Below are 14,979 nucleotides of genomic sequence, written 5' to 3' on the forward strand. Positions count from 1 at the left end.
ACTGATTAATGCATTAAATCCTTTTTATTCATCACCCTCCACCACCAAGTCTGGAATGTGACTAAACGCAATCCGCATTGGCGCATCTTTTAAAGCCTCATGCGCACCGCCAAAGTAAATAGTATTTTTGCCAAATTTTAAATTGAGTGTATCAATGGCTTTATTGAGTTTCTTCTCATTTTCTAGCGGTTCGATTTGAAACAAATCGCGTGCCACTTCATCTGCGGTCACCAAGCCAGAAAATGAAATACCTACGGCATAAGGTGCATGCTTGGTTTTTGGGTAACGCTGCCAAAAGGTTTCCAGCACCTCTATCAATCGCAACGTATTATCAGTTGGCGAAATTGCGCTTTCTGCATTCCAACTCGGCATATCTCTGAATTTTACTTTAATGCCTATTTTAGAAGTAAGTAAATCATAGCTGCGCATACGCATGCAGGCTTTTTGCAACAAGCGATGCATCACCGCTTTTGCGCCTACTTGGTTGCGCTGTTCAGGTGGTAACACATGTGAATGCCCCAAGCTGCTACGCGCATTTTTGACGTAATAAGGCTCAAGTCCACGTAGTTTGTCATACATACGTTCACCTTCTATACTGCCCCATGCAGTTTGTAACTGTTGCCTGTTTGCAGCATATAACTGCTCAACAGTGGTGATTTTATAGCGAGCCAAACGCGCTTCCATTTGACGGCCCACCCCATTTAAATCGCGTAATTTCAGGTGAAATATGCGTTGTGGCAACTCATGCGATTCAATCACCACACAACCATCAGGCTTTTGCATATTAGAGGCAGTTTTAGCCAAAAAAGTATTGGGAGCGATGCCTATTGAACAGCGAATATATTCAAATTGCGCACATATTTTCTGCTTAATTTTGGCGGCAAGTATAAGTGCATTTTCACGAACCTGCTGACTACCTGTGAGCTTGCATACCATTTCATCTATAGAAAGTACTTTTTCCACATGCGTGCAACTTTCAACTATTTCTATTAGCTTGTGGTGAAATGCCACGTAAACAGGCGGTCGCGCTTCTACAAAAATAATATCAGGGCATAGTTTGCGTGCCTCGCGTACCAACGTACCCGTTTTAATACCAAACGCTTTAGCCTCATAACTCGCGGCAATACAGCATGTGGTTTCTGCCATCACCGCCAGCACGCCTATTGGCTTGCCGCGTAACTCAGGCACAAGCTGCTGCTCTACCGAGGCAAAGTAGGAATTAAAATCTACATAGAGTGCGTTTAAGCTCATACTAGAATTGTTCATACAGCAATTGTAATGTTTACCCAAAATAAGTGACTAACATTAGCAACTAATTTTTTAAGGAAATAAAATGAGTGACGAACAAATCGCAATTTTTGCAGGCGGTTGCTTTTGGTGCACCGAACCAATATTTAGCCAGCTAAAAGGCGTTAGCAAAGTAGTCTCGGGTTATATTGGCGGTCATACAACAAACCCTACTTACAAAGATATTTGCAATGGCGACACAGGCCATGCCGAAGCCATCAAAATTACATTTAATGCAGACCAAATAAGTTTTGAGACTTTATTAGAGATTTTTCTTGTTTCGCATGACCCAACAACGCCCAATCGCCAAGGTAATGATGTCGGCACGCAATATCGCTCTGCCGTATTTTGCCTAAACACCGCGCAGCATGATGCAGTAATAAAAATGATCACTGAATTTAACGAAGCTAAACTATTTGCTGCACCAATCGTAACTCAAATCAACAGCGCTGAGACTTTTTACCCTGCTGAAGAATACCACCAGTATTACTTTGACAAGAACCCCAATCAACCTTACTGCATGGCCGTGGCCGCGCCCAAAGCAGCAAAGATACGAGCTAAATATGCAGCTTTGATTAAATAAAAAATCCAGACACACAAAAATTTAAATGACCTGTTAGTGTTAATAACTCATCCTTGCTAATTAGTTATACTCTGATGTTGCATTGCAGCGTAAATCTTATGACTTGCTCGACTGCTAAACCAGCCCCAGTTCACTGCTGGAATTGACTTGCTTCAAGTCACACGGCTCTTTGCTTGCCTTTTCAATTTTTCGCTGCGTATAATCGTGCTAAAGGGGAAATTGAATGGCTGCAGCTAGCTTTCGTGTTGCTCAGGATGACCAAGGTCAACAGCATGTCCAGCTTTTTGGTCAGTGGTCATTACGAGTACCGATTAATGATTTTGCCAAACTTAAAAAATCATTACAGCCATTTTTTGTGGATACTTTCACAAAATGGGATTTGCTGGAGGTAGATCAGTTGGATGCCGCAGGTGCCTCTACCCTCCTGTCTGGATGGGGTAACAAACTCAATGGCAACATCACTCTCAGACCTGAACATGCAGAACTGTTTAATACGCTAATCAGTTTAACAAAACCACCCGATAAAAAATCTGAGCGTGACTGGCTCTCTCCGCTTAACAGTCTGGGAAAAGGCGTGCTCCACCTCATGCACCATTTCAGCGAGTTTATTCGTTTGCTCGTTTCACTATTAGTTGAAATTGCCTATTTATTTCGCCGCCCACAAGATTTTCCATGGCGGGAATTCAGCGCCAACGTGTACAAAAGTGGTGTGAATGCCTTGCCAGTGACAGCACTCCTAGGCTTTATGATTGGTGTTGTAATGGGCTATTTAATGTCTAGACAACTGCATGCGTTTGGCGCGGACGTTTACATTGTCAACATTTTGGGACTTAGCATTATTCGTGAACTCGGCCCAGTGTTAATGGCAGTGTTGATTGCTGGCCGATCCGGCTCTGCGATGACAGCGCAAATCGGCGTGATGCGGGTGACTGATGAGATTGACGCTCTGACCACAATGGGGATTTCTCGTACTTTACGAATTGTTCTGCCCAAAGTGCTAGGGCTAACTTTTGTCGCGCCTTTACTGGTGTTGTGGACATCTGGCTGGACGCTTGCTGGCGGTGCCTTTGCAGCTAATTTAGAGCTAGGTATTAGCTTTCGCTTCTTCTTTGATTATTTACCGCTAGTTGTTCAGCCTGTAAACCTCACGCTCAGCTTGATCAAAGGTTTGATGTTTGGCTTTGTAGTAGCATTGGTCGCCTGTCACTTTGGCTTGCGCATCAAGCCAAATACGGAAAGCTTAAGCAACAGTACGACAAGCTCGGTGGTCACAGCAATATCCGGAGTGATTTTGGTCAATGCTTGGTTTGCAATTTTGACACGTGGTATCGGCGTATGATGAGCGAGAGTTCTATTCAAAACACTCCGCAGGAGAACATTCCAGATCAGGATGTCATCTGCGACATACAGAATGTTTGCACAGAGTTCGGTGAAAATATTGTTCATCATAATCTCAACTTAAAAGTTAGGCGTGGTGATATCACTGCTTTAGTGGGTAGATCTGGTTGTGGAAAAACCACTTTATTGCGTCATATCATAGGCCTGACTAAACCCAAAAGCGGCAACGTGCTATTGTTTGGAGAAAACATGCACATCATGGAACGAGTAGCGCAACGGCGCCTGATGAACCGCTTTGGCGTGCTGTTTCAACAGGGTGCTTTATTTTCAGCACTTTCCGTTTTCGACAATGTCGCTTTTCCGTTACGCGAATTAAAGCAATTTGATGAATCCGTTATATACCAATTAGTGATGCACAAACTGGCACTGGTTGAGCTTGAGCCGCGCGACGCAGGCCTGCTTCCTGCTGAGATTTCCGGCGGCATGGTTAAACGTGTAGGGCTGGCACGGGCACTTGCACTGGAACCAGAACTATTGGTACTAGACGAACCAACCGCAGGACTGGACCCTGACCGCAGTCATAATTTTATCGACCTCGTTAAACAACTCAAAAAATCCTTGGGATTAACAGTGCTTTTCGTCACGCATGATATGGATACTCTGGCATCGCTTGCCGAACGTGTAGTCGTATTAGAAGACAAACACATTATTGCAGATTGTCCATTGCGGGAACTTGCTGGCATTGATCACCCGTTTATAATCAATTTTTTTCAAAGTATCCGTAGCAGGCTTGAGAGATTATAATAAGCCATGGAAAACCGAGCTTACGCAATTGCAGTGGGTATATTCACCTTAGTGCTTGGAATAGGGCTGGTGTTTGCATATTGGTGGATCAGCGGCTCACAGCAGGCCCGCACAGCCTATACGGTAAGCTCTCAATTGCCAGTGACTGGCTTAAGCCCAGAAGCTGCCGTGAAATTTCGTGGTGTAGATGTTGGCAAAGTAATAGATATATCAATAGATCCTTCTTCGCAAACCACTGTCATGATTAACATTGCAGTCGCACAAAATTTGAAACTGACTAGTGAGGCTTATGCTGAGCTTCGTCGACAAGGGTTAACTGGACTTGCCTATATTGACTTAAATGACGAAAGTATAAATTTGACTGCACTGCCAGCCGGCAGCATTATTCCGCTTCGGCCAACTCTTGTAGATGAGCTAATGTCTAAAGGTTCAGAACTCACTGCACAACTGGAAACACTGCTTCGAAACAGTAGTCAGTTCACAGCTTCTGCAAACCAATTTTTGACAAAAATTGATATCCAGAAATTGAATAAGACAATAGAAAATTTTGAAAAAGCCTCAGAAAAAGCATTGCCAGCAATCGATTCTGCAACAAATATGTTTAACAATGCCAATAAAATGGTGTCCGATAAAAATCAAGTCCAGCTTGCTCAAACATTAGAGAGCATGCAGCAGACTTTTGATGCTACAAAACCACTTATCAATGAACTAAGCCTAACAGCTAAAAAATTCCACCACACAACCGATCAGTTTGAAATCAGCACCAACCAACTCACCAACACACTAGGCAATGAAACCTTACCGCAGTTACATGCACTCACTCAAAATATGAATCGAAGCACCATTCATTTCAACCAATTCATTGATGTTCTGCAAGATAATCCGCAAAGCATCCTGTTTGGAAAACCAGTTTTGCCAGCAGGACCAGGTGAAGAAGGATTTACCGCTAAGCCATGAGGATTTAGAATGCAACCCGTCATTTTATTGTTAACAGGCAGCCTGATTGCAAGCACTCTGGTTGCTTGTGTCGGCATCAACAAAACCAGTCAAAATATAGCTGTTTATGATTTCGGCTTGTCTGTTCCAAGCGAAAGTAATCAACAAATTACTTTAAAAATATTATTAGAAGAGCCAGTTGCAGCGGAATCACTCAATCATAATAAAATTCGTTACCGCCTGAACTACCAAAATCCTTCGCGCGTTTTTTTCTATACCGAGAGTCGCTGGGCAGGCTTACCCACAGAGTTGTTTTCAAGCAAACTAAGCAAAATAGTGAATTTAACAAAAACGCCAATGAATTGCAGCCTGAAACTAAAAATAGAAGCTTTTGATCAAGTGTTTCAAACAGTAGCGACTAGTGAGGGTATCGTTCAGTTGAGCGCACTCGTAGTTGAGAAAAAATCCAAAAAGATTATCTCAAGCCAACTTATTACAGAAAGCGTGACATCCCTCTCACCTAACGCACAAGGCGGAACGGCTGCGCTGCAACAGGCAAGCGAGAATGCACTGAAAAAAGTAATTACTTGGGGAAATATGATTGCTGATAACAGTGAGCTTTGCCGATAGTTGATTTTAATTTTCAGCTTAGGGTCGTGAGTGCAGGTTACTTTGTGATGTCTAGGGATAAGTCTAATCTCGTAGTTTATTTGCGAAACCCATCATATGATTTTTTTGCATAGCGACGAAAAAATTCAAAAATCAACCGTAGCATATGGCATGCTTGATTTAACAAAGTTAAGTCTTGCTAGTAAGCCACTGTCTACGCCAGAAAATCAAAATCATAATAAGTGCGATAGTCGTCATTAAACCCATAGCCCACCAGAAGCCATTTTTCTCGGCCAACCATGGCATTTCGTGGAAATTCATGCCAAAAATACCTGCAATCAACGTGGCTGGCATAAACAGCATGGCAACAACTGTTAATGCACGGACTTCTAAATTCACACGATTACTCACGCTCGCCATGTAAATATCCATCATGCCACTTAGTGAATCACGTATGGACTCAAGTGACTCTATGAAATTCACCGTGTGATCATACACATCACGTAAATAGGGCATGGTGGTCGGTTTAAAGAAATTATTTTCATTCCGTATTAAATTGTTAATCACTTCACGTAATGGCCACACAGCCCTGCGTAGCTCTATGCTGACATGCTTAAGCTGATGAATGCTATGCAGCTCCATATTGGTCGGCTTGTGTAAAAGCACTTCTTCCAGCGCTTCGCTATCCTCGCCCACGTCTTCAAGCACATTAAAATATCTATCTACAATGCTATCCAACAATGAATAAGCTAAATAATCAACCCCAAGCTCGCGAATATGAGCACGGCTAGTACGAAGCCGCTCACGTACTGGTTCAAAAATACCGGTTGAGCGCTCTTGAAATGTCAGCAGGTAATTACGCCCTAACACCAAACTGATTTGCTCGGAACTCACAGCCATACTGGATTTTTTATAATCAAAACTGCGGGTTTCTAAAAAAACATAATCATCGAATTCATCTATTTTTGGACGTTGCTCGGTATTAAGAATATCTTCCAAAACAAGCGGATGCAGGCGAAATGAATCGCCAATTTGTTTAATTAAAGCAACATCATGCACGCCGTGAATATTCAACCAAAGCATTTTAGAACCGACATATTCATCCAGCTTGATTGAAGCAATATCTTCAATGGTAAGCCATTTTTCGCTCAGATCTGCAGCATCATATTCAATCAAACTCACCTTGGGCTTTACCAATTTTGCCGCATCGGTATCCACTTGCCCTACATACACAAGAGAGCCAGGCGGCAGGCCAATCTTTTTGTTATGACTTTTTTTATGTTTACGCATATTTACTATAATAACTTATTCTGCACGCAATGCTTCAATCGGGTCTAGACGGGAGGCGCTAACAGCGGGTAAAACGCCTGCCAGCAAGCCAATCACACCTGAAATCACCAATGCAATAAACGCAAAACTCCAAGGCGTATGCACTGGAAAAGTGGGCATGAGTAGGTGTAACGACTGCGCCAAGCCAATGCCTAACAATAAACCCATCGCGCCGCCAAGCACGGCTAGAATCACGGATTCACTTAAAAACAAACCTAAAATAGTACGTCGACGCGCGCCAAGCGCAACTAACAAACCGATTTCGTTGGTGCGCTCTGTAACTGAAATCGTCATGATGGTAACAATACCCACACTGCCCACTAGTAAAGAGATGCCGCCCAGCGCTCCCACTGCCATCGTCAAAATGTTCAGAATATTTGAAAGTGTTTTCAACATATCTTCTTGGGTGGTAATCGTAAAATCTTCGCGCCCATGGCGTAATTTCAACCGTTTCTTGACTGCATCTGCCACTGCAACAGAAGAAGTGCCTTCTTTATACAGCACATGAATTTCCATAAGGCCTTCGCGGTTGTATAGCTCCAGAGCGCGCTCAGCAGGAATATAAGCGGTATCATCTAAGTCTATCCCCAGAAACTGGCCTTTGGGTTCTAAAATGCCAATCACTCTAAAATGCAAGCCGCCGATACGCACCCGCGCACCTAGAGGATTTTCTGTACCGAATAACTCTTTCCGCAGTTTGCTACCCAGCACCACAAACGCGCGCGAACTACCCGCGCCTTCACTCGGTAAAAAACTGCCCGTTTGCACTTTGGCACTGAACACGTTAATAAAATCTGCATCCACGCCATATATCGTACTGCGCCGCAAACGGCCATTCGCCTCAACTTCAGAATTCCCCCACACAGTTGGGCTAGAGCCTGTCACATTCGGCAATTTTTTAAGCGCGCGGGCGTCTTCTATAGTGAGCAAACGCGCAGTGGTGGGAAAGCCCGTTGGCGGTTGACCGCCTGTTTTGACTTTTCCTGGAGAAATACCAATGACATTGGTGCCAAACTGAGTGAATTCTTTTAGTACAAACTGATGTACACCTTCACCAATCGAGGTGAGCAAAATCACAGCGGCAATGCCGACGGCAATGCCTAACAACGTCAAAAAGCTGCGCAGGCGGTGCGAAATTATCGCTTGAATAGCAAATCGGCCAGAGTCCGCTAACAACATGATTTATCGCTTCGATAACGCCTGAATCGGGTCAAGCCGGGCAGCGCGGCGTGCAGGCATCACACCAAACACCAAGCCAGAAATAAGCGCAGTCGCCAAGCCCGCCAGCACCGCCCACAGTGGCGGATACGCAGGAAAACTAGGATACAAATGCCGCAATACGGCCGCACCCACATAGCCTAGCCCAACACCCACCACAGCACCAGACAACGACAATAAAATCGCTTCGACCATAAATAGCTGGCGTACCGCAGAGGAAGTCGCACCGAGCGCTTTGAGTAGGCCGATTTCACCCGTGCGCTGCGTAACCGACACCAGCATCACATTCATCACCAAAATGCCCGCTACCGCCAAGCTTATTGCTGCAATGCCAGCTACACCGAGTGTGAGCACATTCAAAATCTTATCAAAGGTTTCCAGTATTGCATCCTGCGTAATCACCGTCACATCTTCTTCACCGTCATGGCGCTGAGTGATGGTTTTCAGTACATGCGCTTTTACTTCAGCAATCTGCTCACGGCTGCGCGCTTCTACCAAAATGCGGAAAAGCGTATTGCTGTTCAACATTGCTTGCGCGGTTGCCACAGGCACAATCAGCAATTCATCAGTAGTCATGCCCATGCCTTGCCCACCTTCGCTTAGCACACCAACTACGCGCAAGCGCCTATCGCCCACCCGCACCGTTTTACCCAGCGGATTTTCAGTGCCGAATATCTCGCGACGAATCACTGCGCCAAGCACCACTTCGGCCGAACCATGCCCGACTTCATCTTTAGAAAGAAAACGCCCTAGCCCAACCTTCATCTGGCGCACATTGATGTAATCATCATTAGTGCCCAGCAGCATGGCTTCACGCAATTTTCCAGCCGCGTTGATTTCTGTCGTGGCAACCAAAATCGGCGCAACACGTTTAACTTCCGGCAGCCTGAGCAAAGCATTTGCATCTTCTATTGTTAAATCGCGCGGAGTACTTGTTACTAAATTCGCCGGGTTAAAGCCGCGCGTTTCAGAACGACCTGGCAACACAATCACCAGATTCGTACCAATCGCAGAAAATTGCTCAACCACATAACGCCGCGCACCATCACCCAATGCCGTAAGCATGACCACTGCAGCCACACCAATCGACATCGCTAATACCAGCAAGCCTGCGCGCAAAGGTGCGGCAGTGGCTGCATTAGTTGCAAAACGAAATGTATCGGTAATCTTCAAGCCAGCTTATCCTTCATTAGGCTGTCTTGAAGCAGGCAGACTAGAAACGGGTTCAACTGGAACAGTTTGGGCATTGTCGGTTGGAATATCAACGCTCGGAATAATGTCAGTTGGCAGACCATCTCTTGAAGCATCATTGGCCTCAACATGACTATTTGTAACATCGCTGGCAATGCCGCCATCTTCCATTCTTATTTGTCGGCGTGCGCGCGCACCAAGCGCTTGGTCATGCGTCACCACTATCAGCGTCATGCCTTGGGCATTCAGCTTTTCTAGAAGTTTCACCACTTCTTCACCCGTCACGCGATCCAGATTACCTGTTGGTTCATCCGCTAGCAAAACGGCTGGGCGGAGTATCGTGGCACGTGCGATAGCCACGCGTTGGCGCTGCCCGCCAGAAAGCTCATTAGGGCGATGATTCGCTCTATCGGTTAAGCCGTATTCTTTAAGAGCCTGTGATACGCGTTTGACGCGTTCAGCTGCTGGAAAACCTGACAACACCAGCGGTAACTCGATATTCGCAGCCGCAGTCAGGCGCGGTACTAAATGAAAGCTCTGAAAAATAAAACCGATACGTTCGCTACGCACGGCTGCCAATTCATCAGCATCCAGCGTCGTTACATCGCGACCTTCTAATTTATAAGTACCCTCATCTGGGCGATCTAGCAGACCAATCAAATTAAGAAGGGTAGATTTGCCAGAGCCAGATGGCCCCATCACAGCAATGTATTCGCCGCGCGCAATATTCAAATCTACATTACGCAAGGCATGTACTTTGCTGTCACCTAGGTAAAAAGTGCGATTAATGTCACTGAGTGAAATGAGGCTTTCATCAGGCATACGGAATTATTTCGCCTTGATTTTATTGATAGCAGAGTCAGTACCATTTTCGGGCGTCACCTTAATACCCGCTTTTACACCTTCACGCTCTAATGAAGTGACAATGCGGTCGCCTTCTTTCAAACCTTCCAGCACTTCGGTAAATTCCCAATTGGTAATGCCTGTTTTAATGATGCGCTCTTCCAGAATTTGAGTTGTTGGCTGGTACACTAGCACTTTGTTACCTTCCAGCAAAGTAGTGGTGGGCACACGTAAAGTATTATCGTGGCTATCCAGCACAATTTCGACGTCGGCACTGTAACCCACCAGCAATTTTTTGCCGTCCTCTGCATTGTCCAGCGAAACTTCCACATCAACCGTACGTGCTTGCTTTTCAACTGCCACCACATAAGGTGCAACACGTTTCACCCGACCAGTAAGTGGTTGATTTGGCAGTGCATCTAAAGAAACGCGGGCAACTTGACCAATGCGTATCTTGGGCGCATCCACTTCATCCATCGGCGCTTCAATATATAAACAAGAGTCATCAATTAAATCAATGGCGGGCGGCGTGGCTACACCGGGGGGAGAAGGCGTGGTGTACTCACCTATTTCGCCGACAATATCCGCCACGATACCGTCAAATGGTGCTACCAATACGGTTCTATCCTGCTCGACCTTCGTCACTTTTACCCGTGCCTGCGCTTGGCTCATGTCGGCACGGGCGGCATCACAGCCAGCACGGCGTGATTGCGCTTCGTAACGCGATTTTTCTTCACCACTTTTTGAAATAAAACCCTTCGCACGTAGCTCAGCCATGCGCCCCGCTTCACGCTCTGCGTTTTCAGCCACGGCACACGCCTCAGCGATGCGTTTTTGGCTACTTGTCACCTGCGTTTGCGCCAGACTACTTTGCGCCTGCTGGTCATCGTTCCATAGACGCAGTAATACTTGCCCCTTTTTAACGTGATCGCCTTTTTTAACGCCAAGAAAAGCAATACGCCCACCGCTAATCGGCGATAGTCGTGTGCGCAAGCAAGCTTCTACGCTGCCTGCGCGCGTATTTGCCACGCTAGCTTCTACTTTGCCCCGCCCCACTTCAACCAACGCCACCATAATCGGCTTAGGGCGGCTAAACCACCAAAACGCTGAGCCTACGCCCACTAAAAGTATAAGAATGATGATAATGCGTCGCATAGAATTCATTTATATGTTGATATGTTTAGCGTATCACTTTATGTATCGCTGCGGATTGATATAAATCTATTCTGGCTGGTTATTTTTGTATAAACCTATATACAAAAATTTAAAAGGTAACCTGCTAATCACCAGAGTGATTGTCTTAGCAACCAACTAGACCGATGATTTTAATGCGATGCCGGTGGCAAAGAACGCACCGCCAGCAATGTGGTGGATGGTGCGCAGCTTGTCATATTCAACTTTGTCATGCCCTTCAAAATGCCAATGACCATTTGAGAATACGCGTTCATCGGCATGCGCCGCAACCACTTCGGCGATGAATAAATCGTAAGTGTTTTGATTATGCGGTTCGGGGATGAGCTTACATTCCAGCCACGCTACGCAATCTTTCAGCAAAGGTGCATCAATTTCTGTTGCAGGAAAAGTTTCTAACCCATACAGCGCAAATTTATCAGTATCTACTAAATCACGCCCAGAAGTCGTGCCCACTTTACGCGCAATATCTATCTGCGCCACACACGGCACGTTAATGGCAAACGTGCCAGAAGCTTCAATCAATTCGCGGGTATAAGCACTTTTATCAATTACCACAGTGATTTTAGGTGGGTCAAAATCCAGCGCACAAGCCCATGCTGCCGCCATGATGTTTTGTTTGCCGTTATAGCTTGAAGAAATAAGAACGGTGGGGCCGTGGTTTAGGAGGCGATAGGCTTTAGAGAGTTCAACGCGGCACATCGAAAGCATTACTTCTGCCAAGCATCCCGCAAAGTCACAGTCCTATTAAACACAGGGGTACCTGCCACACTGTCTTTTATATCCGCAACAAAGTAACCGTGCCGCTCGAATTGGAAACTGTCTTCCGCTTTAGCATCTTTCAAACTTGGTTCCAGTTGCGCAGTAATCACGGTGACTGAATTGGGGTTGAGGTCAGTTAAGAAATCTCTGTCGCGCCCATCTTCTGTATGACCTTGGCCCGGATGTGCTTCTTTAAACAGTCTGTCGTACAAGCGCACTTCACATTCATACGCATGTGTGACTGAGACCCAGTGAATATTGCCTTTTACTTTAATGCTGTCTGAGCCCGGCGTGCCGGATTTGGTATCTGGCAGGTATTCGCAATGCACCACGGTGACGTTGCCGTTGGCATCTTTTTCGCAGCCGGTGCATTTCACCACATAGCCGTAACGCAAGCGCACTAAACCGTCAGGAACCAATCTAAAAAATCCTTTGCTCGGCACTTCCATGAAGTCTTCGCGTTCTATCCATAGTTCTCTGGTGAGCGGCACTACGCGTTTACCAAGTTCTGGCTTGAGCGGATGATTAGGCGCAAAGCAATCTTCCACTTGTGACTTACCATTAGAATCCAGTGGGTAATTATCAATCACCAGTTTAATGGGGTCTAACACGGCGATACGGCGCTCGGAGCCTTCGTTCAGCACTTCACGCATACAATCTTCAAGGATGGTGTATTCAATCCATGAATCAGCTTTAGAAACGCCGATGCGGTCAGTAAACAGCTTAAAACCTTCTGCCACATAGCCACGGCGACGCGCGCCTGCTAGCGTTGGCAAGCGTGGGTCATCCCAGCCGCTCACATGTTTTTCTTCTACTAATTGAATCAGTTTACGTTTTGATAAAACCACATAAGTAAGGTTTAAACGCGCGAATTCATATTGTTTTGGTAGCGGATGTGCTAATAAACCAGCTTCTGCAAGCCGCTCCAATAGCCAATCGTAGAAAGGACGTTGATCTTCAAATTCCAGCGTACAAATGGAGTGGGTAATTTGTTCTAACGCATCTTCAATCGGATGTGCGAAAGTGTACATCGGGTAGATGCACCATTTATCACCTGTGTTGTGGTGGTGCGCACGACGCACGCGGTAAATAGCCGGGTCGCGCAGGTTGATGTTGGGTGACGCCATATCAATTTTGGTACGTAAAATCAGGCTGCCATCGGCATGTTTGCCATCACGCATTTCACGGAATAGCGTAAGATTTTCAGCCACAGTACGGTCACGCCATGGGGAGTTTTTACCTGCCTCCGTTAAGGTGCCGCGCGTAATGCGCATTTCTTCAGGCGTTTGGCTATCTACATAAGCATGGCCGTTTTCAATTAAGCTTTCTGCCGCACGGTACATAAAGTCAAAGTAATTGCTGGCAAAATAAAGATTACTTTCCTGACCATTCTCCCAACTAAAGCCTAACCACTTTACCGCATCGGTAATACTATCAACGTATTCTTGGCTTTCTTTTTCAGGGTTGGTGTCATCAAAACGCAAATGGCAAACGCCCGCGTAATCACGCGCTAATCCAAAATTCAAAAAGATAGATTTGGCATGGCCGATATGCAGATAGCCGTTTGGCTCGGGCGGGAAACGTGTGCGAATCTTTGCAGCATCTGGCTGCCCAGCGGCCTGATGCGCAGCATCGCCCGGGCTACCTGCCCATTTACGTGATTGATAAACGCCTTGTTCAAGGTCTTTATCAACAATCGCGCGAATAAAATTAGAACCTAGTGGTGTTGGTGTTTTTTCAGATGCCATGATTCACTTAAATTTAACTCAAAATAATTACGCATATTTTACACGGTTGAGCCGCGACTTGCCTTAGTTGCTTTAACTTACAACATTAGTTGCTGTGATAAACTTCAATTTCATATGAACGCCCTCACTTTTCCTATATTAAAACTGCTGGCAGACGGCAAATTTCACTCTGGTGAGGATATTGCCCAGCAATTAAAAGTTTCTCGCGCCACCGTTTGGAATGCACTACAGGACGCTGGCACTCTGGGCATTGAAATTTTTTCAGTGCGCGGACGTGGCTATAAACTGCCGCAAGCAGTTACGCTGCTAGACGCACAAGCCGTTTTAGGCGCAATACGCGAGCAAGCCGTGTTAAGTACCATAAGTGAACAACGCGCGTTTTTTAAGCTGGAAATTCATGATTATTTAGAATCTACCAATACCTATTTGATGAAAAAAATAAGTAGCGGGCATGCGCATGCCAGTTGCGTTGCAGCCAACTTGCAAACCAATGGTCGCGGTAGGCGCGGACGTACTTGGCAGGCAGGTTTAGGCGCAAGTCTAACTTTCTCACTTTTGTGGCGTTTTCAATGTGGCGCTGCAACATTATCAGGCTTAAGTTTAGCTGTAGGCGTTGCGCTGATTCGCGCCCTGCATCACTTTGGCATTACGCAAGCACAACTTAAATGGCCGAATGACATACTCATCGGCCATGAAAAACTGGCAGGAATTTTAATAGAGTTGCAAGGTGATATGGAGGGCCCCAGCACCGCCGTGATTGGCGTTGGCATTAACCTGAATTTATCTACAAAAATCAAACAGCAAATTGACCAACCCGCCATTGATTTAGCAAGCGCTGCCCCACAAACAATTAACCCCAACGAATTACTCGGCGTTTTACTTAATTACTTAGCTGAATTGCTGAGAAGTTTTGAACAGCAAGGTTTTACCAGCCTGCGTGATGAATGGACAAAGCATCATGCGTATCACCAAAAAAAGGTACGTATGCTGATGCCAGATGGTCGAGAAATATTAGGTGTTGTGCAAGACATTACAGAGGATGGAAATTTGTTAGTTGAAACCACCAGCGGCTTACAAAAGTTTGCCTCGGGTGAAATTAGCCTGCGTGGGGTGGTTTAATTAGCAGGAGCGACAAACTGC

13 protein-coding genes and 1 pseudogene are annotated in these 14,979 nt (G+C 45.7%); 6 read left to right on the forward strand and 8 right to left on the reverse strand.

Annotated elements, in window-relative coordinates:
* Positions 1-24 precede the first annotated feature (24 nt).
* Positions 25-1,251, reverse strand: a complete 1,227-nt coding sequence (locus tag Q8J82_RS11885) for a DNA polymerase (protein WP_304891351.1) — start codon at positions 1,249-1,251, stop codon at positions 25-27.
* 82 nt (positions 1,252-1,333) lie between these two features.
* Here Q8J82_RS11885 and msrA point away from each other — a divergent pair, with 82 nt between their 5' ends.
* From msrA to Q8J82_RS11910, 5 genes are all read left to right on the forward strand, one after another.
* Positions 1,334-1,870, forward strand: a complete 537-nt coding sequence (gene msrA, locus Q8J82_RS11890; RefSeq protein WP_304891343.1) for a peptide-methionine (S)-S-oxide reductase MsrA — start codon at positions 1,334-1,336, stop codon at positions 1,868-1,870.
* Positions 1,871-2,093: 223 nt separating this feature from the next.
* Entirely contained in the window at positions 2,094-3,209 is a 1,116-nt protein-coding gene (locus Q8J82_RS11895; RefSeq protein ID WP_304891344.1) for an ABC transporter permease, read from the forward strand.
* The gene (locus Q8J82_RS11900; protein ID WP_304908823.1) at positions 3,206-4,012 is read left to right on the forward strand and encodes an ABC transporter ATP-binding protein; all 807 of its coding nucleotides are present in this window, start codon (positions 3,206-3,208) and stop codon (positions 4,010-4,012) included. Before Q8J82_RS11895 ends, Q8J82_RS11900 begins: the two co-directional genes overlap by 4 nt.
* Positions 4,013-4,018: 6 nt before the next feature.
* Positions 4,019-4,969, forward strand: a complete 951-nt coding sequence (locus tag Q8J82_RS11905) for an MlaD family protein (protein WP_305328380.1) — start codon at positions 4,019-4,021, stop codon at positions 4,967-4,969.
* Positions 4,970-4,978: 9 nt separating this feature from the next.
* Positions 4,979-5,578, forward strand: a complete 600-nt coding sequence (locus Q8J82_RS11910) for a hypothetical protein (protein WP_305328381.1) — start codon at positions 4,979-4,981, stop codon at positions 5,576-5,578.
* A gap of 168 nt (positions 5,579-5,746) precedes the next feature.
* On the opposite strand, the gene corA is transcribed toward Q8J82_RS11910, so the two are convergent.
* From corA to Q8J82_RS11945, 7 genes and pseudogenes are all read right to left on the reverse strand, one after another.
* Entirely contained in the window at positions 5,747-6,847 is a 1,101-nt protein-coding gene (gene corA / locus Q8J82_RS11915) for a magnesium/cobalt transporter CorA (RefSeq protein ID WP_304891348.1), read from the reverse strand.
* Positions 6,848-6,862: 15 nt separating this feature from the next.
* Complete coding sequence (locus Q8J82_RS11920; RefSeq protein ID WP_304891349.1) at positions 6,863-8,065, reverse strand: ABC transporter permease; 1,203 nt, start codon at positions 8,063-8,065, stop codon at positions 6,863-6,865.
* A gap of 3 nt (positions 8,066-8,068) precedes the next feature.
* Positions 8,069-9,277, reverse strand: a complete 1,209-nt coding sequence (locus Q8J82_RS11925; protein WP_305252184.1) for an ABC transporter permease — start codon at positions 9,275-9,277, stop codon at positions 8,069-8,071.
* A gap of 162 nt (positions 9,278-9,439) precedes the next feature.
* Positions 9,440-10,117 (reverse strand): annotated as a pseudogene (locus Q8J82_RS11930) (ABC transporter ATP-binding protein); the annotation flags it as partial.
* Positions 10,118-10,123: 6 nt separating this feature from the next.
* Positions 10,124-11,293 carry an efflux RND transporter periplasmic adaptor subunit gene (locus tag Q8J82_RS11935; protein ID WP_305328382.1) on the reverse strand — a complete coding sequence of 390 codons (1,170 nt, stop codon included), beginning with the start codon at positions 11,291-11,293 and terminating at the stop codon, positions 10,124-10,126.
* Positions 11,294-11,449: 156 nt separating this feature from the next.
* Complete coding sequence (locus Q8J82_RS11940; RefSeq protein ID WP_304890572.1) at positions 11,450-12,031, reverse strand: flavin reductase family protein; 582 nt, start codon at positions 12,029-12,031, stop codon at positions 11,450-11,452.
* Between the two features lie 8 nt (positions 12,032-12,039).
* The gene (locus Q8J82_RS11945; protein WP_305328383.1) at positions 12,040-13,839 is read right to left on the reverse strand and encodes a glutamine--tRNA ligase/YqeY domain fusion protein; all 1,800 of its coding nucleotides are present in this window, start codon (positions 13,837-13,839) and stop codon (positions 12,040-12,042) included.
* Positions 13,840-13,953: 114 nt separating this feature from the next.
* Between Q8J82_RS11945 and birA the strand changes: the two genes are divergently transcribed.
* On the forward strand, positions 13,954-14,958 hold the full coding sequence (birA, locus tag Q8J82_RS11950) for a bifunctional biotin--[acetyl-CoA-carboxylase] ligase/biotin operon repressor BirA (RefSeq protein ID WP_305328384.1): 1,005 nt from the start codon (positions 13,954-13,956) through the stop codon (positions 14,956-14,958).
* Positions 14,959-14,979 lie beyond the last annotated feature (21 nt).

The sequence above is a fragment of the Methylotenera sp. genome (assembly GCF_030684185.1).
In the GTDB taxonomy this organism is placed as follows: domain Bacteria; phylum Pseudomonadota; class Gammaproteobacteria; order Burkholderiales; family Methylophilaceae; genus Methylotenera.

Excerpts from the sequence above, each read along its gene's own strand:
- Q8J82_RS11885 (WP_304891351.1), bottom strand. The coding sequence starts at position 1,251 with ATGAGCTTAAACGCACTCTATGTAGATTTTAATTCCTACTTTGCCTCG.
- msrA (WP_304891343.1), top strand. The coding sequence starts at position 1,334 with ATGAGTGACGAACAAATCGCAATTTTTGCAGGCGGTTGCTTTTGGTGC.
- Q8J82_RS11895 (WP_304891344.1), top strand. The coding sequence starts at position 2,094 with ATGGCTGCAGCTAGCTTTCGTGTTGCTCAGGATGACCAAGGTCAACAG.
- Q8J82_RS11900 (WP_304908823.1), top strand. The coding sequence starts at position 3,206 with ATGATGAGCGAGAGTTCTATTCAAAACACTCCGCAGGAGAACATTCCA.
- Q8J82_RS11905 (WP_305328380.1), top strand. The coding sequence starts at position 4,019 with ATGGAAAACCGAGCTTACGCAATTGCAGTGGGTATATTCACCTTAGTG.
- Q8J82_RS11910 (WP_305328381.1), top strand. The coding sequence starts at position 4,979 with ATGCAACCCGTCATTTTATTGTTAACAGGCAGCCTGATTGCAAGCACT.
- corA (WP_304891348.1), bottom strand. The coding sequence starts at position 6,847 with ATGCGTAAACATAAAAAAAGTCATAACAAAAAGATTGGCCTGCCGCCT.
- Q8J82_RS11920 (WP_304891349.1), bottom strand. The coding sequence starts at position 8,065 with ATGTTGTTAGCGGACTCTGGCCGATTTGCTATTCAAGCGATAATTTCG.
- Q8J82_RS11935 (WP_305328382.1), bottom strand. The coding sequence starts at position 11,293 with ATGCGACGCATTATCATCATTCTTATACTTTTAGTGGGCGTAGGCTCA.
- Q8J82_RS11940 (WP_304890572.1), bottom strand. The coding sequence starts at position 12,031 with ATGTGCCGCGTTGAACTCTCTAAAGCCTATCGCCTCCTAAACCACGGC.
- Q8J82_RS11945 (WP_305328383.1), bottom strand. The coding sequence starts at position 13,839 with ATGGCATCTGAAAAAACACCAACACCACTAGGTTCTAATTTTATTCGC.
- birA (WP_305328384.1), top strand. The coding sequence starts at position 13,954 with ATGAACGCCCTCACTTTTCCTATATTAAAACTGCTGGCAGACGGCAAA.